Here is a 20,028-nt window from a genome sequence, read left to right as displayed (position 1 = left end):
CTATTGTATTTATAGTCCAGGACCGTAACCATGCAAGAACCCATCAAAAAAATCATGATCGTCGGCGGTGGCTCTGCCGGATGGATGGCTGCCCTGATTATTGCCAACTCGGTCAAAGACAAAGGTGTAGAGATCACCGTTGTCGAATCACCGACGGTAGGTGTCATTGGTGTAGGCGAAGGTTCCACACCAGTACTGAAAAAGTTCTTCGACAACCTGGGCATACAGGAAAGCGAATGGATGCCGGAATGTAATGCCACCTATAAGGCCGGCATCACCTTTGATGGCTGGTCTACCAAAGCTGGACATGAAAGTTATTTCCACCAGTTTGCCACCATGGTGGATAACCTGACCCTGCCGGTGTTTGTCAACAACGTCAAGGCACGCCTGCGCGGTGCGGATGTGTGTGCGCTGCCAAACAAATTCTTCCTGTCGTCAGCGTTGGCAGACGGCCATCTGGCCCCTATCGCAGCACATCATTTTCCTTTCTTCACCACCTATGGCTATCATTTCGATGCCATGTTGCTGGGCAAATACCTGCACAAGAAAGCACTGGAAATGGGTGTGCGCCATGTCAGCGCCCACATCACCGATGCACGGCAAGATGCCAGCGGCAATATCGCCGCGGTCGTACTGGAAGATGGCAGCAGCATGGAAGCAGATTTCTTCGTTGACTGTTCCGGCTTTGCGGCACTGCTGATAGGTAAAACCCTGAAAACACCTTTTGTCAGCTATGCCGACAATCTGTTCAATGATGCCGCGATTGCGATGCCCTCGGATATCGGTGACGCAATACCCACACAAACCATCTCCACTGCCATGAAGCATGGCTGGTCGTGGCGCATCCCGCTGCAAAACCGTTTTGGCAATGGCTATGTGTACAGCTCTTCATTTACCACGGCAGAGCAGGCCGAACACGAGTTACGTGCCAAGCTGGGCTTGCTGGAATCTGATACCCAGGCGCGACACCTGAAGATGAAACTGGGCCGCGTAGAAAAACACTGGAACAAAAATTGTCTTGCCGTTGGTCTGTCACAGGGTTTCCTGGAACCACTGGAAGCCACTGCGCTTTACCTGACGCAAATGACGGCTGCCATTTTTTGTCTGTTCCTGGAAAAAGGTGATCTCAGCGAACAGGCACAGCAAGTCTATAACCAGGAAATCAATGATTATTTCGATGGCCATCGCAACTACATCATTGCGCATTACAAAACCAATACCCGGACTGACACTGAATACTGGAAAGCCAATGCAGCCAATCTGAATGGCATCCCAGATTCACTGAAACACATCTTCGCCGCCTGGCTGGAAGGGCGCGATCTGGGTGACGAGATACGTCGGCAGGATATAGAAAAATATTACCCTATAGGTTCATGGTATGCGCTGATGGCTGGCATGGGTCTGTTCCCGGAAGTGGATGCAAGAGCACCTGATTCAGGGCAGGACAAGAGCAACCCGCTGGGTGATTTCATACCGCGTTGTGCACTTAACTTCAAGGACCATCGCCAGGTATTGGCGGATCAAAGCAAGATGCGGTAAGCCACATCACCGGTCATGCACTCCATGACCGGTGTGTGCCTGCCCGGGCAGGTGCAGCTTATCGGGACTGGCTATATGTGGTGGTTATCAAAGCTGGTTTTAGGCTACACTGGAAGCAAAGCAAACTTTCCAGGTTGCCATGCCCTTACATTACCTGTCGAGCCTGACCTCGCCCAAGCGGACGCCGCAATCCAACCGGCATCTGGGTGTCACACTGGCCTGCGTGGCTGGTGCCCTGAATGCCGGTGGTTTTTTAGCGGTCGGACAATACACCTCACACATGACCGGTATGCTGTCATCGGCAGCGGACGATTTCATGCTTGGTAAATTCCTGCCTGCCTTTGCCGCCCTTTTCATGTTGTTCGCTTTTGCCTGGGGTGCGGCCTGTACTGCGCTAATCGTCAATTATGCCAAACGCAACCAGTTCCGTTATGTGTACACACCTGTGCTCTTGCTGGAAGCCTTGCTGCTATTGTTATTTGGCCTGGTCGGTGTCCGCCTGCAAGAACATGCTGTCGTTACCGTGTCGCTGACGACCGTCTTGCTATGTTATGTCATGGGTCTACAAAATGCCCTGATCACCAAGATATCAAATGCAGAAATCCGTACCACCCATGTGACCGGGCTGGTGACGGATATCGGTATAGAAATGGGTAAACTGATTTACTGGAACCGACATCAGGGCAAGAGTGAGGGTGAAACTGAGGGTGAGGCCGGCAAGCAAAATCAGGTCGGTGCCAACATGCAAAAGCTGCGCCTGCATCTGATGCTGGTATCGGCCTTTTTTAGCGGCGGCATACTGGGTGCATTCGGCTTTCAATATTTCGGCTTCATCTCCACCCTGCCCATCGCGATGGCATTGGTCCTGCTTTCACTGGCACCGCGATTGAAGAAGCTTTGAAGAAATACTGAAAACACTGAACAGCGTTGCCATCACACCTGATGCGCTTTTTGCAGACGTTTTTCCAGGCGTCGTTGCACCACTTCAAAACACAGGCTCAGGGCCCAGTAGACGCAGGCTGCCGCAATATACAGCGGTAAGGGGCGAAAACTGGTGGCGATGACTTCCTTGGTCGCCAGCATCAACTCCGTCACCGTGATGACCGATACCAGCGAGGTATCCTTGATCAGGCTGATCAGGGTATTGCTCATGGATGGCACGGCAATACGCATGGCTTGCGGCACCACGATATAGCGCAGAGCCTGCCCGTAGTTCAATCCCAGACTGGAACTGGCCAGCCACTGGCCACGACTGACACCCAGGATGGCTCCGCGTATGCTTTCTGACAGATAAGCGCCCGCATTCAGGCTCAGCGCCAGGATACCGGCTGCAGTAGCAGAAAATTCTATGCCTATGCCGGGCAAGCCATAGTAGATGACAAAAATCTGTACCAGCAGCGGCGTGCCACGTATCAGGCTGACATAGATGGCTGCCGGGGTACTGATCACGGCAAACGGCAGTATGCGCGCGACGGCAAGCACAAATCCCAGTATCAGGCCACCAGCCATGGCACCAATCGCAAATAACAAGGTATAGGCAACCCCCTTCATCATGACCGGGGCGGCCATCTGCAGCAATTCTAAAAGTTCCATGGCGGCTTTAAAAAGAAATATCCCCGCCTTGCTGAACGGGGATATGTGAAGTGAGCGATACCCACTTAATCATACAGCGTATCGGGCGGCTATTGCTCTTCGCAAAGCAAAGTCGCCCTGGATTGTAGCTTATTGCGCTGCAGGTGCCTTGCTGACATCCTTGCCAAACCATTTATTGGATACCTTGGCAAAGCTGCCATCCTTGATGATGTCTGCCAGTGCCTTGTTCAGGGCGGCGGCAAATTTTGGGTTGCCCTTCTGGAACGGGATGCCGTTCTTGGCCAGTTCACCAACAGGTGCGCCCGCCTTGATCGGCAAGGAGCTTGCTTTCAGCAGATAGGCGACCATCAGACTGTCATTGAGTGCGGCATCGACACGGCCTGCGGCCAGATCCTGCAGGTATTCTGGCGCACCCGGATAGCTTTTAACTTCAATACCGGCAACTGCCTTGGCGCGTTCTTCATAGTTGCTGCCCTGCCCGACGCCCAGTTTTTTGCCTTTCAGGTCTTCCAGGCTTTTGAAAACACGCTTGTCATCTTTCTTGACGATGAGCTGGGCACTGGAAACGGTGTAAGGGTCAGAGAAATCAAAAGTTTCCTGGCGTTTGTCTGTGATACCGACCTGGTTGACGATGACATCAAATTTACCGGCGGACAAACCAGCCAGGATGCCACTCCATTCCGAGGTAACGAATTCCGGCTTAACGCCCAGTTTAGCGGCCAGCAGCTTGGCGACATCAACATCGAAACCGGCCAGTTCATTGGTTTTGGTATCTTTGAAATTAAACGGAGGATAAGTACCTTCCAGCGCAATTTTCAGCGTTCCACGGGTCTTGACGGTATCTAGCAGATCGGCTGCTGTAGCAGACAAGGACGCACCAGCCAGAACGACACTGGCCAGCAAAGTGGATATTGTTTTTTTGGTCAAGAGTTTCATCATAATCCTGAAAAAGGGAGGCAACCGTAGAAGACGGCAAATGCCAGTAAATCGCAACAGGCCAGACAAGCAGAACTCATTTCATCATCAGGAATGAACTCAAATTATCTGGCGACCTGCATATGATATGGAGTCTGGACTTTCAAGGACAACGAAGTATTTCTTATTTGCATATATCAGGCCTGCGCATATGCATACAGGCTAATAGACAGAAAGATAGACAGAAAGCACGCTGCCGGCACACATCCTGTCAGCCATGATAGGCTACAGCGGTGTCAGCAGCGTGCTGGCATCATAAAGAAAACCATCAATAAGATCAGAAAGAAGGCAGGTCGTTCAGGCTGTGGCCGGGTACATCATCACTGGCAGAGCTCAGGCCGTGCGCACCATCTTCATACTGGATGCCGACCACTTTGGGGCCAAGGATGATGCCATTACCGTTGCTGAATTTCGGGATGACTTCGTCGCCATTGGCGATCGTGTCCAGCACGGCCTGTACATCGGCCTCTTGCGGATCATCGACCATGGTGGGCGGCATGACCTGCCCGCCCTTGCTCTTGCCCCAGCGTACCTTGGCGATACGCTGCCCACTGTCGTCATAACGGACGGCTTCAATAAAAAATAATGCCATGATCACGCTCCTCATTAAAGTTGCAACAGAAAATCGGGAAGGGAATGGAATTGCCTGGAAGCATCGTGCATACAGTCAACGCCTATAGCCAACATACATGCCAGCATATCGTCATACTGTTTCAGCAACAGGATCAAGCTCCACTTTGCGCTTGCAGTATGACAGCCCTATGTCATTGCATTGCGCAAAAAATGCGATCTAAATCACCATGTTAGCAAATTAAAATCTGCATTCAAGGCGATTTTGTAAGCACCAATGACAAAGCGGCTGACAGGCACTTTTAGCCCTGTCAGCCGCTTGTTGATTCGTTTTGTGTGCGCTTGTTTATGCTTGATTGTGCTTGCTCATAGCTGTTTCTGCTTGCGCCTGCCAGTTAACTTAGCTCAATTTGGCCGCATGTTCACGTGTCGCATGGAAAGTTACGCCAGGCCAACGTTCTTGCGTCAACTTCAGATTCACACCTGATGTCGCCAGGTAAGCCATGTTGCCTGCAGCATCGTACGCGATGTTGCCACCGGCACTGGAGCGTTCAAAGTCGGCCAGCATTTTCTTGTCTTCGCAACTGATCCAGCGCGCGCTGCTGATGCTGGTGCCTTCAAACACGGCATCTACACCGTATTCATTTTTAAGACGGCTGGCGACCACTTCAAACTGCAGGACACCAACCGCACCCAGCACCAGATCGCTGCTGACGACGGGCTTGAATACCTGCACCGCGCCCTCTTCGCCCAATTGCTGCAAGCCTTTTTGCAATTGCTTGATCTTCAGCGGGTTCAAAATACGTGCTGTACGGAAAAAATCTGGTGCAAAGTAAGGGATGCCGGTAAATTGCAGCAGCTCGCCTTCAGAAAAACTGTCGCCTATCTGCATATTGCCATGGTTAGGCAAACCGATGATATCACCGGCGTAAGCCTCTTCCACCTGTTCACGTGACGATGCCATGAAGGTGACGACAGACGACACCTTGATCTCGCGGTTCAGGCGCAGATGTTTAAGTTTCATGCCACGTTCAAAACGACCGGAACATACGCGCAGGAAGGCAATACGGTCACGGTGGGCCGGGTCCATATTTGCCTGGATTTTGAAAATAAAGCCAGAAAACGGTGTTTCTTTCGGTTCCACTGAACGGATGGTCGCATCACGCTCACGCGGCGCTGGTGCCCAGTCCAGCAAGGCGTTCAGGATTTCACGCACGCCAAAGTTGTTGATGGCAGAGCCAAAGAATACCGGTGTCTGCACACCTGCCAAAAAGTCTTCCAGACTGAATGGATGGGATGCGCCATGCACCAGTTCAACTTCCATCTTCAGTTGTTCAATTTCCAGCGGGAACATCTCTACCAGACGCGGATTATTGATGCCCTTGATGACTTCAAATTCCTGATCCGCACGTTCGCTGCCCGGCGTGAACAGCAGAATCTCATCTTTCAGGATATGGTACACACCACGGAAAGTCTTGCCCATGCCAATAGGCCAGGTTACTGGTGCGCACTGTATCTTCAGTACTGATTCCAGTTCATCCAGCAATTCCAGCGGGTCGCGGGTTTCGCGGTCCATCTTGTTGACGAAGGTGATGATGGGCGTATTGCGCATGCGGCAAACGTTCAGCAGCTTGATGGTCTGCTCTTCCACACCCTTGGCGGCATCGATCACCATCAGGGCCGAATCGACAGCCGTCAGTACGCGGTAGGTATCTTCAGAAAAGTCCTGGTGACCCGGCGTGTCGAGCAAATTGACCACATGGTCGCGGTATTCAAACTGCATGACCGATGAAGCAACCGAAATGCCGCGTTGCTTTTCGATTTCCATCCAGTCGGAAGTCGCATGGCGACCGCTCTTGCGCGCCTTGACTGTGCCAGCCAGTTGAATCGCACCCGAAAACATCAGCAACTTTTCAGTCAGCGTGGTTTTACCCGCATCCGGATGGGAAATAATACCGAAAGTACGGCGACGTGCCACTTCGCGGCTGATCAGATCTTTCGATGGCGCACTGGTCGTCGTCGATTCCGAGGCTGTCTCTGGGATCTCGTTGGCAGCTTGCGCGCTGTCGTCTGGGGATGGGTTCATGGTGTTCATGCTGATGCCGCAAAAATGGGAGAAAAACACGCAAGTTTAGCTGGTATTGGGAGCGAAGTCGAATAACCGGCGAATAACCGTAGAATAAGCAGCAAGAGATAAGAAATAAGTATGAAATAAATATGCAATAAGTAAGCAATAAAGATTGCCAATCAGGCTACAAGAATGCTATAAGAGCAACAGTTACTCTTCATTCAATTTTGCAGCCGACATGAAAACTTTCCATCTGTTCGTCTTCAGCATCTTTGCCTTCGTCTTGCCAGCCTGCGCTCAGGCCGATGAAGATATCCTGTGGCAAAAATTCTTCACCCAGATAGAACTCAGCAAAACCTGGGTCGCTGCCACAGTGGATTCAAGCTATACCGAAGAAGAAAAAAACTGGCTCAGCCCCAGCCAGTTTGCCAAACGGGCCAAGCTAAGCAAATGGGCCAATGGAGAACCGGTACGGACTATCGAAAACCTGCCAGGGGCAATACCAAGCAGCAAGACCCATGTTTCCAGCCCCATTGCCAATCACCCCAATCTGGTATTGAGTGGCGTCACCTTCCACCAAAGGGAAGCAGATCAAATGATCGATGGCGACACCTGGGCCGTATACACGCTGAAACTGGGCACGAAAAAACGTCCACAGACAGCAAAAGTCTGGCTACAACCTGATAGCGGCAAACCCATGAAGATGGAATTCAGCTTTTCTGCCAGCATGGAGGGAACCGTGCTGTATCAAAGCAATGAGGCTGGCATCAGCCTGCCGATACGCTTTGTGCTTGAGCACGAAAAACCGGGCATGCCCAAACACTGGGTCATCGTCTTTGAAAACCTGGAATGGATATCCAGACCCGCTACCGAGCTGGTCGGCCTGAATAACTTGTACCACGTGCAACTGGACAGTTTTCAGGTCCAAAACGCGGGGCGCAGCAAATAAATCACCTCAGGTGATCCATCCCCATCCAAATCCCCATACTTTTACAGCAGGTCAGGCCACAGGTCCACCAGCACGTACTCAGCAGGATGTGCTGCGCATCAGCGACAAATCTGGCACTTGTATGCCAGCGTGATCAACATGCGTCTGCTATATGCTCACTGGCCTGTACACAAAGTTGCAGTTTGCTATATCCTCGTCATCTTTGTGTATTACCATTGACGATACTTGTGACCGTAACTTGCGATCGTACCTTCCTTAACCGCTATCTGAACTTCCTATGAAAAAGATACTGATTTCCGCCCTGATGCTGGCCATGGCCAGCCTGCCACAATTGAGTTTTGCCTGGGGTGCCGATGGCCACCAGACCGTGGGAGCAATTGCCGATTCCCTGCTGACAGGCAGCAAGGCGGGCGCTCAGGTCAAAGCCCTGCTGGGTGACAATACACTGGAAAAAGTGGCGGTCTGGGGTGATTGCGTCAAAGGTATATCCCCTGAAAAAGACTATGCCTACACGTCCACGGGCCGTTATCCGGAATGTGCATCGTTTGAAACCGCCGCAGGCATTGCTGCCATGAGCGATTATGTGAAACGCAATGACACCAATTGCAAGCCCGCCAGCGGCGAAGAAAACTGCCACAAGCAATACCATTACGCGGACGTGGCCCTGCAACATGACCAATACAAAACCGGCTATGTCGGCACCAGCGACCATGACGTGGTCAATGCCATCCGTGCTGCCGTCCTGGTGCTGCAAGACAAACCACAGCCCAAGCCCTTCAATTTCAAGGACAAGCAAGAAGCCCTGACCCTGCTCACGCATTATGTCGGCGACTTGCACCAGCCTCTGCATGTCGGCTCCATCTTCCTGAATGCCGAAGGCAAGATCATCAACCCGGATGAAGGTCAGTATGACCATGCCACCAATACTGTAGGCGGTAATGCCCTGCAATGCCCTTGCGGCAACCTGCATTCGCTGTGGGATGACTTGCCACAGCAATACAAGCGTGGCCGCATGAATGAAACACTGACCAAAAAAGCCAAAACCCTGACCCTGGCCAATGCATCCATTGAAGAACTGCCAGTGCTGTGGGCAAATGATGCCATTCGCGATGCAAGGATTTTGTTTGCCGGCACCCAATTCAGCAAAAGCACACCGAACCAAAAAGGCAATAACTGGTCTATCGCTTTGCCACTGGAATATGAAAAAACCATGGCCAGTCTGAAAGATGATGCCCTGGCCCGCGCCGGTGCCCATCTGGCCCAGTTGCTGAAAACCGTCTGGCCAGATTAAACAGTCAAGACAGCACTCGTTTCATTAGAATCACTTGAACAAATAGGACGAACTCACTATGGCTTTCACCCCACTAACCTGGATAGGAAAAGGTTTCAAATATGCCTGGTCGGCGCTGGATTTCAGCCGCCGGGTCATACTTAACCTGATCCTGCTGATCATCCTGATCATGCTTGCCGTCGGCCTGTTTGGCGGGGGACCTAAAAAAATCGAAGACAAGACCGCTTTGCTGCTCGATCTGAAAGGCACCCTGGTTGAACAGAATTCTGGCAACGCCCGCGACACGCTGCTGGCAGAAGCCCGTGGCGATGTCCGCCGGACCACGCAATTGCGTGACATCCTGTGGGTGTTGGACCAGGCAGCCAAAGATCCACAGATCAGCAGTGTTGTCCTGCTGCTGGATGATATGAGCGGCACCGGCCTGACCATGCTGCGTGAAGTCGCAGCCGCGATTGACCGCTTCAAGGCCAGTGGAAAAACCGTGGTGGCCTGGGGTTCAAGTTTTGACCAGCGCCAGTACTACCTGGCAGCACATGCCAGTGAAGTCTACCTGCACCCTATGGGTTCAGTAATGATGACAGGCTTTGGCCGCTACCAGAATTATTATCGTGACGCGCTGGACAAACTGGGTGTCACCGTCACCGTCCTGAAAGCCGGTGATTACAAGAGCTTTGGTGAACCCTACGTCGCCAATGCACCTTCGCCAGAAGCTGCAGAAGCCGAAAGCTTTTTGTACACAGCCCTGTGGAAAACCTACACCACGGATGTGGAAAAAGCCCGCAAGCTGCCGGCAGGCACCATCATGAACGGCATCAATGACCTGACCCAGTTGCTGGCCGCAGCCGGTGGCGACATCGCCAAACTGGCGCTCAACACCAAGCTGGTCGATGGTCTGAAAACCCGTGATGAATTGCGTGAGCTGATGCTCAAACGCGGCATCAAAGATGAACAAATCAAGAGTTTCCGTCAGGTGGCTTTTGACGATTATCTGGCACGCCAGAAACCCAAACTGTTTGGCGATGCGGTAGGGGTCATCATTGCTTCTGGCGAAATCAGCGAAGGCATGGCACCCCCGGGCTCCATAGGTGGCCTGTCCACCTCCAGCCTGATCCGCAAGGCACGTGAAGACGATGCCATCAAGGCTATCGTCCTGCGTGTAGATTCGCCTGGCGGCAGTGCTTTCGGTTCAGAGTTGATACGCCGTGAACTGGAGCTGACGCGCAAGGCTGGCAAGCCGGTAGTGGTATCCATGGGTAACGTCGCTGCATCGGGCGGTTACTGGATATCCATGGCGGCAGATGAAGTGATTGCAGATGAAGCCACGATCACTGGCTCCATCGGTGTCATTGCCATCTTGCCGACGGCCGACAAGGCCATGGACAAACTGGGCGTGCATACGGCTGGTTCACCCACCACCTGGCTGGCTGACCCGTTCAATCCCTTGCGTCCTTTGAACCCGCGTTTTGCTGAAGTCCTGCAAAGCAGTATCAACCATACCTATGCCGACTTTACCGGCAAGGCCGCTGCAGCCCGCAAAACTACGCCAGAGAAAATCAATGCCGTGGCCCAGGGTCGTGTATGGACAGGTCTGCAAGCCAAGGAACGTGGTCTGGTCGATACCATAGGCAGCTACGCGGATGCATTGAAATCAGCATCGACACGCGCCAAGCTGGGTAATGATTATCGCATCAGTTATATCGAACGCGAGCCATCCAGGTTTGACCGCATCTTCAGCATCTTTGGTGCCAAGACTGCCCAGATATTGCAAGACCAGTTCAAGGTCGCTGTCGTACCTACCGGCCTGCCACCGGCAGCAGCGGCACAAATGCTGTCTGACCTGACCTGGCTGTCAGAAATCAACAAGGAAGGCAAAAGCTTTACTGCACTGACACATTGTCTGTGCAAGGTTCCGTAAAACGAATTGCTCATTCCTGACCGGGCTGGCAGCGTCAATGCTGCCAGCTTCCCCGCCCCACCTCTGTTCTCCCTCGATTCCAGTCTCTCCGCCCTAATCTCATGTTAGCGCCCTGAATATGACAAATGTCATATGAAACTGGTGGCAATTGCTTCTGTCTTATCCTGCCTTATATCAGCACAATGGCGACATCCTCACTATGGAGTCGACCATGAACAAAACTTTTTTAAGCCTTGCCATCGCATGCAGCCTGAATGCTGTCGGCCTGACGCCAGGCTTTGCTGCCGATAGTTTTCTGATACGCCAGGTACGTGTTTTTGATGGCGAAAAAATTCTCAAGGACAAAAATGTCCTGATCGCTGATGGCAAGATCAGTGATCTCGATTTCAAAGGCACACCAGCAGCAGATACGCACATCATTGAAGGCCAGGGCCGCACTCTGCTGCCTGGCCTGATAGACGCGCATGTCCATGCATTTCAGGACCTGGACCTGCCCTTGCTGTTTGGCGTCACCACCCAGATTGATATGTTCACCAATGTCAATCTGGTCGCCAGCATGAATGAAAAAATGCGTAAGTGTGAAAACCGTGACCAGGCTGATCTGATTTCTGCCGGTACGCTGGCCACGGCACCTGGCGGTCACGGCACCGAATATGGCATGCCCATCCCCACACTAAGCAAACCCGAAGAAGCCCAGGCCTGGGTCGATGCCCGCATTGCCGAAGGCTCGCACTTCATTAAAATCGTGCTGGAACACGGCAGTGAGCAACATCCCTTCAACAGCCTGGATCTGGCCACTGCCAAAGCACTGGTGAAGGCAGCCCATCTGCGCAACAAGCTGGCCGTCGTGCACATAGGCAATCTGAAAGAAGCCCAGGATGCGCTGGATGCCGGGGCTGACGCCCTGGTCCACCTGTTTGCAGGCAAGCAGATCAGCGACCAGGACATGCGCGCGCTGGTCAAGACTGCCAGTGACAAACATGTTTTCATCATCCCCACCTTCAGCGTGCTGGAAAGCATGGCAGGTATCAAAGAAGAGGATGTCCTCAACGATACACGCATGACAGCATTGCTGAACAAGGCACAACTGCAGCCCCTGAATTCACCTTACCGGGCCAAAGCCGATGCCGACATGCTGAAAGTACCCAACATGATGACAGCCGCCATGCACGCTGCTGGCATACCGATACTGGCCGGTACCGATGCCGGCAATGCCGGTACCCAGTACGGTGCCAGCCTGCATCATGAACTGACATCACTGGTCAGGGCCGGTTTAAGCCCGGCAGCGGCACTGGCATCGGCCACATCGGTTCCCGCACATGCCTTTGGCCTGAAAGATCGCGGACGCATTGCCAAAGGCTATAAGGCTGACCTGTTGCTGGTCAGTGGCGAGCCAGACCAGGACATCAGCGCCAGCCGCAATATTGTCGAGGTGTGGAAAGATGGCGGACGCGTCACGCAACAACGTGAGCAAAAAATCCAGGAAGTGGCACGTCTGAATGCTCAAAAGAAGCTGGCAACACAATTGCCAGCGGACGGCCGCATCAGCCTGTTCACAAAAGACAAGCTGGCCAGCCCCTTCGGCTTTGGCTGGGCACCATCGAATGATGCCCTCATGGGCGGTAAATCCACCATCGATATCAAACTGGCAGAGGCCGGGCCGGATGGCAGCAGCGGCGTGGCAGCAGTTGATGTGGTGGCGACGGTCAGGCCCGGCTTTGCCTACCCATGGGCAGGCCTGGCATTCTTCCCCGGCAAACAAGCGATGGAAGCAGCCGACCTGAGTGCAGCCAACACCCTGAAGTTCAAAGTGAAAGGAGATGGCAGGCAGTACAGCGTAGGCATCAGCATACAGGGCAGTTATATCCCTATTTCAGTACGCTTTACTGCCAGCGAAGAGTGGAAGGAAATCAGCATTCCTTTCAGCCAGTTCAAGGGGCTGGACCCAAGTATCATCACTCTGCTGGCCTTTAACGCCGGGCCACAACCGGGCGAATATCGGTTTCAGATTGCGGATATACGCCTTTTAAAGGAATAATGTCATTTACAGGACTTACGCAAAACCGCCCCAGCTGCGTTGCAGCTCCTTGCTGGGACAATTTTGCGTAAGTTCTAAATAAAAGAATATCAGGGCTCAGTTTATTAACACCACTGAGCCTCTACAGAAAATCCGAGAAAACCCGAGAAAACCTGGGAAACCCGCTTGAGCACATCCATCTTCAATCATCTGTCCCCACCTTGGGTGCCGCCACGCTATGGCAAGGCACCTTATTTCTGGTTGCTGTCATTCGCCATTTTTGGCATGAAGTATTTTTATATTGCTCCTCAGGCCAGGGAAATATTATTGCTGGCGGCCAGCCTTGTGTTCTTTCTGCCGGTGTATTTTTACAGTTTCTGGTCCAGTGGCTGGCGCATACATGCCTGCATTCTGGTGGTGTGTGCCATGGGCATCGTCTGGGCACCGGTTAATTTTGGTGGTTCCACTTTCTGTATTTTTGCAGCCACCATGTGCTCGCGCATACCGGATACCAGCAAGGCCTACAGAGCTTTATGGGTGATCGCCGGCATCATCATCATCGCCACCGTCAGCATGCGGCTGGAAACATTTTTTTGGGTACCAGCAATTATCTTCAGCATCCCCAGCGGGATAGGCGCCATCATCGGCGAACGCCTGACACGCAGTAATGAAAACCTGTTGCGGAAACAGGAAGAAGTAGAACACCTGGCCGCCCTGGCCGAACGCGAACGCATCGCCCGTGATTTGCACGACCTGCTGGGCCACACCTTGTCCGTCATCACACTCAAGGCAGAACTGGCAGGTAAATTGTTTGACAAGAACCCGGCAGCCAGCAAAAAAGAAATCAGCGATATCGAACACACGGCCCGCCAGGCACTGGCCGAAGTGCGTGCTGCCGTCATCGGCTATCGCGCCACTGGTCTGCTGCATGAATTACAGTCCGCAAAAAATGCCCTTAGCGCAGCTGCCGTCGAGCTGGAAACAGAGATAGAAAAAGTCCGGCTGCCAGCCGCCACAGAAAACGTGCTGGCGCTGGCCGTGCGCGAAGCTGTCACCAATATCATCCGTCATGCCCAGGCCAGCATTTGCAAGATCCACCTTACTGCGGGCAACGGACGGGTAGAATTGCATATCGCCGACAACGGTGTCGCAACACACAGCATCGCTGCCAATGATAACGACGGCAAGCAAACCCTGCATAAGGGTAGCGGCCTGAACGGCATGGATGAACGTGTGCGGGCCCTTGGCGGTACACTGAATATCCGTATTGAACAGGGGCTGACCCTGCATTTGTCAGTGCCTTTGAAAGAATCCACATGATACGCATCATCATTGCAGAGGACCAGGCGCTGGTCTCCGGCGCACTGGCCGCCCTGCTGGGTCTGGAAGATGACCTGAAAGTGATCGCCCTGGCAAAAAATGGACAGGAAGCCTATGCCCTGTGTGAAAAAGAACGCCCCGACATCGTCCTCACCGACATAGAAATGCCCATCATGTCCGGCCTGGAACTGGCCGCAGCCATTGCAGAAAAAAAACTGCCCAGCAAAGTCATCGTGCTGACCACGTTTGCGCGCACCGGTTATCTGCGCCGCGCCATGGCCAGTGGTGTACGTGGCTATATGCTGAAAGATGCCCCAGCCGACACACTGGCAGCCGCCATCCGTACCGTACACGGCGGTGGCCGCGCCATCGCACCAGAACTGGCACTGGAAAGCTGGAGCGGCGAACAAGACCCGCTCAGCGAACGCGAGCGCCAGGTCTTGCGCCTGGCAGGCACAGGCTCCACCAGCACCGACATCGCCACCATCATGCACCTGTCGGAAGGCACGGTGCGTAATTACCTGTCAGAAGCCATCAGCAAACTGCATGCCAAAAACCGGGTCGAAGCCTATCGCCTGGCACGCGATCAGGGATGGCTGTAATCAAAGCTGGCAATAAGTTAAGGGCTGATGCGACTGTAAAACAAATCAGGCGCAGTAATAGCATTGCCCGCAAAAAAAACACAACACATTCCCGGGCAGATAAACCCGGGATATCTGCTGTCGCAGCTTATTTCATCCCGACTTATTTCATCCCCTCCCCATCTGTCGCAAGCACAGTGCGCAACGATGCATTCCCTTTCACGCCCAAAACAGCGGCCATATACGATCAAAAATGACGCTTGGCGACATAGGTACTGCGCAAAGAATGTCCTGCATTAAAATTGGTTCACTGCAATGAGAAATGATTGCGATTGATAAAACCCCGTGTCCGGTGCGCTTCCAGTCCTGCTGATTCTGGTGGTGCCGTTTAATATAATTGATAGAAAGATTGAAGATGAAAAAATTGATATTCGCCCTGCTCACTGTATTCGTGTTTCATTCCAGCGTATGGGCGCAGTCTGATGACAGGTTTTATTATCCATCAAAAGTGATGGTAAAAATTGAAGGGTTGGACTACGAAGAATTGCGCTTCAAAGCAGGTGATGATGAAGTCACGGGTATCTGGCTCAAACCAAAGCAAACACCAAAGGCGACCATCATTTATTTTCATGGTGCTGGCGGCAACGTGTCTGTTTATTCCAAATTCATGCGCCCGCTGGTAGAAGATGGTTTTCAGGTCGCCATGATCGATTTCCGGGGCTTTGGGCTTTCTACCGGTAAGCCGACACATTTGAATGTTGCCAGCGACGGGCAAATGGTGTTTGATCAGTTACTGCAAAGACCTGAGCTGAAAGGCAAAAAACTGATCGTCATCGGCGCTTCTTTGGGAAGCCAGATTGCTACCCATCTCAGCAAAACCAATGTGGGCAAGATAGACGCGCTGGTGCTGGATGGCCCCATGAGTTCATTCACCGATATTGCTGTGGCCAGCGTGCCAAAAGAAATGCAGGAAACGGTACGTGCGAGCCTGATCTCCCCCTATTCTGCCAAAGAAGATATCAAGGAAATCGGCAAGATCAAACTGCTGGTGTTGCATTCACCCGGCGACAAATCTGTACCCTTCAGCCAGGGCCAACTGGTATTTGCTAATGCTACGACAACAAAAACATTCTGGGAATTTGAAGGTGGACATCTGGAAGCGCCTATCAAATATCCGACAGTATGGGTAAGCAAAGTAAATGCCCTATTGGCTGACTGAACAAAGCTTCTTACTGAACCAGTAATGACCCATTACTGGTTCCTTACTGGTTCTTTACTGGTTCTTTACTGGTTCTTTACTGGTTCATTGTGTGCCTGTCCATATTGTGCAATACACTATTGTCGATACGCCTTTCCATACGTGCCATCGAGTTTGCCTTTTGCCCAGTCAGCCATCAGCTCGTAAAACCCCGGTGCAATACGAACATGCTTTCGCGTGCCATCCTTTGCCTCTACATATTCCCGCATACCGTGGCCGGTATCGGGAAAGCGGTAAATCGTGATATGACTACCTTGCTTGCGTAATTCTGAGAGCCGCTCCAAAGTAACGGCACCGGGGGCCTGGCGGTCTTCATCCGCGAATGCCCACATCTGCGGGACATTGACCTTGCTCAAGACCTGCACGGGATGCAGCGACCAGTCAATATTCAGTTTTTGAAATTGTGGTGGTATACCATTTTGGCGCAGCTTATCCACAGACAGACCCAAAAGCGCGCCCGAATATCCGCCCTTGATACGAGAAAACCAGACTTCTTTTCCAAATTGATTCTGCACTTCTGCAAGCTCGTCCAAACTTTCTTTGGCTTCTGATCTTGCAATTCTTGCCGTGATATCTGTCAGCTTCCGGGCCTTGGCGACAATGTCATCGCCATAGCCGAGGTCACGCAATTCTCTCGTCACCTGCGCCGCATCCTGCTCTGTGATATCAACGGCCAAACCATAACCTACCCCCAGAAAATCTGCCTGCGCACGCGCTGACGCAAGCGGGACTATCCATCCGCCCTGGCTTAAGCCTACGAGACCAAAACGACCGTAGCGACCTGCCGCCAGCCGTTTGGCCTCACGCGAAGCCGCTACCAGATCTTCTGCCAGGAGAGGAAAGTTCTGCGTATATTCGCCCCCGGAAAGCCCGGTACCGCGTTTGTCATACACAAAAACCGACACGCCCCGCCCAACCATCTGGTAGGGATCGCCTGCGCGATCGATCCAGCCAGCTCCTTCGGAACCATGCGCATAGACGACGAGAGGCGTATTTTTTCCCGCACCTGGCGCTTCCATCAAACGGCCTGCGAGCAGGATGCCGTTTGATTCGAATCGGGTGTTCGTTTCAGAAAGGACGACTTTCGACCAATTCTCCTTGCCCCTGACAAGGACAGCATCTTTTCCGCATTCGACGGGTGCCCCGGCATCCTGCATGTTGCCGATCGTCCCGTCGCTAAAGGTGTAGCTAAATCCCTTGTCTGTTTTCGTGATAGCGACGAATGTCAGCTTGTCCTTGCGAAAAATACCTGTCTCACAAAGAATTGATTGCAATGATTCAGGCGCCGGCATTGCCTGTCCGGGCGACACAGTATCGCGTAGTGATGCGCCAGTTGCTCCAGACTCGGGGACACGTCTCGTATCCTGGGCGAAGGAAATGGAACATGACAACAGGGATGCAGCCAACAGGGCAAACGATAGATTTTTCACTCGGTTCTCCAATAGAAATAATTGCCACGCATGGTAGGCGATGTCATCATTGCCAAGTCATGCAATCCGATGAACACGGGATTTCGATGACTGAAACCGTGAATTTCTACCTTACACACCGTTTTTTTTAGCGCCGCAACTGTTAAAGAAATAAGTTTCGATCTGTCTTGGAACGTTCATAAGCCCAGGTATCTGGAAGCTATTTGGAAGGGAATTTAGAATTGATAAAGGATGAACGGCACAGCAATTGTAGGTAAGATTAGCGAAGCGTAATCGTACGCATGCTGTACCTGGCAATGAGCAAGACGTTTCAAATTTTCTTGTCTTCTGTTCGACAAAAGGAAATTAACTGTTTTGTATTTTCATCAGAAAATCAGCAGTTGAAGACAGAACATGCGTACGATTACGCTGCGCTAATCGTACCTACGTAGGTTCAATGCGCAGCTCTGCTATTTTGCGTAAGTCCTATTAATAAAAACCAGCAAAGCTGCTTGCAACAGCAGCCTTGCTGGTCCCTGGCTTGCGGACTTTTAGCGAATCCGCAATGACATCAGATCGACGACAGGTGTGCTTGCAGCACAGCGCGCAACGTCGTCGTTGGACGCTGGATCAGCTTGCCGAGCTGGCCATCGCCATCATACAAGCCACCTTGCGCGGCACCTGTATCCGATTGCGCCAGGACGTAGGCAAAACCTTCCGGCAGGCCGAATGAGACCAGCATATCCTTGTATTCGGTTTCGGAAAAATTCACGTACGCGACAGATTTTCCAGACACATCTGCCAGCGTCGCTGCCAGTTCTGCGAGAGTAAATGCCTGGTCGCCTGCCAGTTCATAAATCTTACCGGCCTGGTCGCTTCCAGTCAATACTGCCGCTGCTGCAGCGGCGTAATCTGCGCGTGATGCAGCCGAGAATTTTCCTTCGCCAGCTGCGCCAAATACCTTGCCCGTTTCCAGCGCTGTACCCACCGCAGAAAAATAATTTTCTATGTACCAGGAATTGCGCAAGAAGACGAAAGGCAGGCCGCTATCGCGTATCAACTGTTCGGTTGCGACATGCTCTGTGGCCAGTGCCAGCGGTGACGTATCTGCATGCAGGATGCTGGTGTAGGCGATCAATTCAACACCCGCATTTTTAGCCGCCTGAATCACATTCTTGTGCTGTTCCAGCCTTTGTCCGACTTCACTGGAAGACACCAGCAAGAGTTTTTTCACACCCTGCAACGCGCTAGCCAAAGTCTCTGGCTGACTATAATCACCCTGACGAAGCTGTACGCCACTGGCACGTAAATCATCTGCCTTGCTCACATCCCTTACGATGGCAACCACCTGATTGGCTGGAACAGTACCCAATAAAGCCTGAACCACCAGCCGCCCCAATTGCCCACTTGCACCTGTTACTGCGATCATATAATTCCTTCCGAAAAGTTCAATACATCCCATTTCTGTCAGTGAAATGAGTTCCAATTGATTATTTGCTTCTCTAATTCTTTAAAGCAGAATCCCAATGTTCATCTGCCTTGCCATCCACAATCCGCCAGGTGTCAAACCAGGTGGTCGTGTATAAAAGCTGGTTGGTCGTCTTGTCCCTGACCGGCAAGGGATACATGACAGTCACCAGATCGCCTTCGGCAATCACGGCAACGATCGGTTTTGTCATTTTTTCTGGAATAGGTTTGGGTTGCACCTTTCTGACCTCGACAAAATACTTGATCACGCCATCCAGACCAGACGCCGCATTCGGGTTATGCTGTATATAGCGCCTGGACAGATACTTGTCTGCCTGTTCCCAATGACCAGCTTCCAGCAAGTCTTTAACGATGTGATAGGCCACCTGCTTGTTTGCATGCAGCCTGGGATCACTGCTGGTGAACAATGCGTCAGGATTGGCAACCCCAACAACCGGCTCTTGTGCATAGCTGGCCGCTGGCAACAAAACGGACATTGTGGATAAGCCAAGTACCGTCATTGCGCCCAGGCGCAATAACTTCTTGCCAACCAAGTTCTTGAAGCGATGTGTCTGTTTTTTCATGACTAAGTCTCTCCTTGTTTCGACATGATAGCCGATAAGGTCTATAATAGAGACTAAGTCTAAAAATTGTAAGGAGGCAGTTTTTCGTGCCAAGGTTACCTGAAGTGAACCCACCCAAACGCGCAGGAATGGCGTCTGATTTTGATCCGACCATGTGCCCGGTCAGGAATGTGCTCGACCATATTAGCACCAAATGGACGCCCCTGATCTTGCTAACCCTGCAATCAGGCGCATTGCGCTTCAGTCAGTTGCACAAGCAAGTCCCCGACATCTCCAAACGCATGCTCACCCAGTCTTTGCGTGACCTGGAAAGAGATGGGTTATTGAGCCGCAAAGTATTCCCCACCAAACCACCCAGCGTCGAATATGAATTAACCGAACTGGGCCTCTCGGTCATGGTGCCAATGGGCGCACTGGTGGATTGGGCGGAAAATAATTTTGAGAAAATGAAGTCGGCCAGGCGGGATTTTGACAATGGCATGCAGGTATGAA

At 52.2% G+C, this 20,028-nt stretch carries 17 protein-coding genes; 10 read left to right on the top strand and 7 right to left on the bottom strand.

The genetic code is table 11. The annotated features are described in order from the left end of the window. Positions 1-30 precede the first annotated feature (30 nt). Together H8L32_RS12350 and H8L32_RS12345 are read left to right on the top strand one after the other, a co-directional pair. The gene (locus tag H8L32_RS12350) at positions 31-1,539 is read left to right on the top strand and encodes a tryptophan halogenase family protein (RefSeq protein ID WP_186947529.1); all 1,509 of its coding nucleotides are present in this window, start codon (positions 31-33) and stop codon (positions 1,537-1,539) included. A gap of 139 nt (positions 1,540-1,678) precedes the next feature. Beyond that, entirely contained in the window at positions 1,679-2,440 is a 762-nt protein-coding gene (locus H8L32_RS12345; protein ID WP_186947528.1) for a YoaK family protein, read from the top strand. 32 nt (positions 2,441-2,472) lie between these two features. On the opposite strand, the gene H8L32_RS12340 is transcribed toward H8L32_RS12345, so the two are convergent. The 4 genes from H8L32_RS12340 to H8L32_RS12325 all read right to left on the bottom strand — a co-directional run bounded on the left by H8L32_RS12340 (position 2,473) and on the right by H8L32_RS12325 (position 6,763). Beyond that, positions 2,473-3,132: an amino acid ABC transporter permease gene (locus tag H8L32_RS12340; RefSeq protein WP_186947527.1), complete on the bottom strand. Its 660-nt coding sequence runs from the start codon at positions 3,130-3,132 to the stop codon at positions 2,473-2,475. 129 nt (positions 3,133-3,261) lie between these two features. Beyond that, entirely contained in the window at positions 3,262-4,068 is an 807-nt protein-coding gene (locus tag H8L32_RS12335) for a cystine ABC transporter substrate-binding protein (protein ID WP_186947526.1), read from the bottom strand. A 316-nt stretch (positions 4,069-4,384) separates the two neighbouring features. Further along, positions 4,385-4,699, bottom strand: coding sequence for a hypothetical protein (locus tag H8L32_RS12330; RefSeq protein ID WP_186947525.1), 315 nt, complete (start codon positions 4,697-4,699; stop codon positions 4,385-4,387). Between the two features lie 378 nt (positions 4,700-5,077). Beyond that, the gene (locus H8L32_RS12325) at positions 5,078-6,763 is read right to left on the bottom strand and encodes a peptide chain release factor 3 (protein ID WP_230412181.1); all 1,686 of its coding nucleotides are present in this window, start codon (positions 6,761-6,763) and stop codon (positions 5,078-5,080) included. 220 nt (positions 6,764-6,983) lie between these two features. Here H8L32_RS12325 and H8L32_RS12320 point away from each other — a divergent pair, with 220 nt between their 5' ends. The 7 genes from H8L32_RS12320 (at position 6,984) to H8L32_RS12290 (ending at position 16,037) form a co-directional block, all read left to right on the top strand. Further along, entirely contained in the window at positions 6,984-7,694 is a 711-nt protein-coding gene (locus H8L32_RS12320) for a hypothetical protein (protein ID WP_186947523.1), read from the top strand. 277 nt (positions 7,695-7,971) lie between these two features. Next, positions 7,972-8,985: a S1/P1 nuclease gene (locus H8L32_RS12315; protein WP_186947522.1), complete on the top strand. Its 1,014-nt coding sequence runs from the start codon at positions 7,972-7,974 to the stop codon at positions 8,983-8,985. A 58-nt stretch (positions 8,986-9,043) separates the two neighbouring features. Further along, positions 9,044-10,900: a signal peptide peptidase SppA gene (gene sppA / locus H8L32_RS12310; protein WP_186947521.1), complete on the top strand. Its 1,857-nt coding sequence runs from the start codon at positions 9,044-9,046 to the stop codon at positions 10,898-10,900. Positions 10,901-11,111: 211 nt separating this feature from the next. Further along, positions 11,112-12,938, top strand: a complete 1,827-nt coding sequence (locus H8L32_RS12305) for a CIA30 family protein (protein WP_230412180.1) — start codon at positions 11,112-11,114, stop codon at positions 12,936-12,938. Between the two features lie 165 nt (positions 12,939-13,103). After that, on the top strand, positions 13,104-14,237 hold the full coding sequence (locus H8L32_RS12300) for a sensor histidine kinase (RefSeq protein WP_230412179.1): 1,134 nt from the start codon (positions 13,104-13,106) through the stop codon (positions 14,235-14,237). Beyond that, positions 14,234-14,839 (top strand): response regulator transcription factor, encoded by a 606-nt coding sequence (locus tag H8L32_RS12295; RefSeq protein WP_186947519.1) that lies wholly within the window; start codon positions 14,234-14,236, stop codon positions 14,837-14,839. Before H8L32_RS12300 ends, H8L32_RS12295 begins: the two co-directional genes overlap by 4 nt. A gap of 394 nt (positions 14,840-15,233) precedes the next feature. Next, positions 15,234-16,037, top strand: coding sequence for an alpha/beta hydrolase (locus tag H8L32_RS12290; protein ID WP_186947518.1), 804 nt, complete (start codon positions 15,234-15,236; stop codon positions 16,035-16,037). Between the two features lie 116 nt (positions 16,038-16,153). Here H8L32_RS12290 and H8L32_RS12285 read toward each other — a convergent pair whose 3' ends face one another. The 3 genes from H8L32_RS12285 to H8L32_RS12275 form a co-directional block, all read right to left on the bottom strand. Continuing rightward, positions 16,154-17,506 carry an alpha/beta hydrolase family protein gene (locus tag H8L32_RS12285; RefSeq protein ID WP_186947517.1) on the bottom strand — a complete coding sequence of 451 codons (1,353 nt, stop codon included), beginning with the start codon at positions 17,504-17,506 and terminating at the stop codon, positions 16,154-16,156. 550 nt (positions 17,507-18,056) lie between these two features. Next, complete coding sequence (locus tag H8L32_RS12280) at positions 18,057-18,914, bottom strand: SDR family oxidoreductase (RefSeq protein WP_186947516.1); 858 nt, start codon at positions 18,912-18,914, stop codon at positions 18,057-18,059. A 73-nt stretch (positions 18,915-18,987) separates the two neighbouring features. Then, positions 18,988-19,473, bottom strand: a complete 486-nt coding sequence (locus H8L32_RS12275) for a nuclear transport factor 2 family protein (RefSeq protein WP_186947624.1) — start codon at positions 19,471-19,473, stop codon at positions 18,988-18,990. Positions 19,474-19,622: 149 nt separating this feature from the next. Here H8L32_RS12275 and H8L32_RS12270 point away from each other — a divergent pair, with 149 nt between their 5' ends. Next, positions 19,623-20,027 (top strand): winged helix-turn-helix transcriptional regulator, encoded by a 405-nt coding sequence (locus H8L32_RS12270; protein WP_329605183.1) that lies wholly within the window; start codon positions 19,623-19,625, stop codon positions 20,025-20,027. Position 20,028 lies beyond the last annotated feature (1 nt).

It is taken from the genome of Undibacterium hunanense (assembly GCF_014284335.1).
Lineage (GTDB): Bacteria > Pseudomonadota > Gammaproteobacteria > Burkholderiales > Burkholderiaceae_D > Undibacterium > Undibacterium hunanense.
The sequence above is the reverse complement of the archived record's forward strand: the minus strand, read 5'-3'. Positions and strand labels throughout refer to the sequence as shown.

Excerpts from the sequence above, each read along its gene's own strand:
- H8L32_RS12315 (WP_186947522.1), top strand. The coding sequence starts at position 7,972 with ATGAAAAAGATACTGATTTCCGCCCTGATGCTGGCCATGGCCAGCCTG.
- H8L32_RS12340 (WP_186947527.1), bottom strand. The coding sequence starts at position 3,132 with ATGGAACTTTTAGAATTGCTGCAGATGGCCGCCCCGGTCATGATGAAG.
- H8L32_RS12320 (WP_186947523.1), top strand. The coding sequence starts at position 6,984 with ATGAAAACTTTCCATCTGTTCGTCTTCAGCATCTTTGCCTTCGTCTTG.
- H8L32_RS12290 (WP_186947518.1), top strand. The coding sequence starts at position 15,234 with ATGAAAAAATTGATATTCGCCCTGCTCACTGTATTCGTGTTTCATTCC.
- sppA (WP_186947521.1), top strand. The coding sequence starts at position 9,044 with ATGGCTTTCACCCCACTAACCTGGATAGGAAAAGGTTTCAAATATGCC.
- H8L32_RS12330 (WP_186947525.1), bottom strand. The coding sequence starts at position 4,699 with ATGGCATTATTTTTTATTGAAGCCGTCCGTTATGACGACAGTGGGCAG.
- H8L32_RS12325 (WP_230412181.1), bottom strand. The coding sequence starts at position 6,763 with ATGAACCCATCCCCAGACGACAGCGCGCAAGCTGCCAACGAGATCCCA.
- H8L32_RS12275 (WP_186947624.1), bottom strand. The coding sequence starts at position 19,473 with ATGACGGTACTTGGCTTATCCACAATGTCCGTTTTGTTGCCAGCGGCC.
- H8L32_RS12345 (WP_186947528.1), top strand. The coding sequence starts at position 1,679 with ATGCCCTTACATTACCTGTCGAGCCTGACCTCGCCCAAGCGGACGCCG.
- H8L32_RS12280 (WP_186947516.1), bottom strand. The coding sequence starts at position 18,914 with ATGATCGCAGTAACAGGTGCAAGTGGGCAATTGGGGCGGCTGGTGGTT.
- H8L32_RS12305 (WP_230412180.1), top strand. The coding sequence starts at position 11,112 with ATGAACAAAACTTTTTTAAGCCTTGCCATCGCATGCAGCCTGAATGCT.
- H8L32_RS12350 (WP_186947529.1), top strand. The coding sequence starts at position 31 with ATGCAAGAACCCATCAAAAAAATCATGATCGTCGGCGGTGGCTCTGCC.
- H8L32_RS12335 (WP_186947526.1), bottom strand. The coding sequence starts at position 4,068 with ATGAAACTCTTGACCAAAAAAACAATATCCACTTTGCTGGCCAGTGTC.
- H8L32_RS12295 (WP_186947519.1), top strand. The coding sequence starts at position 14,234 with ATGATACGCATCATCATTGCAGAGGACCAGGCGCTGGTCTCCGGCGCA.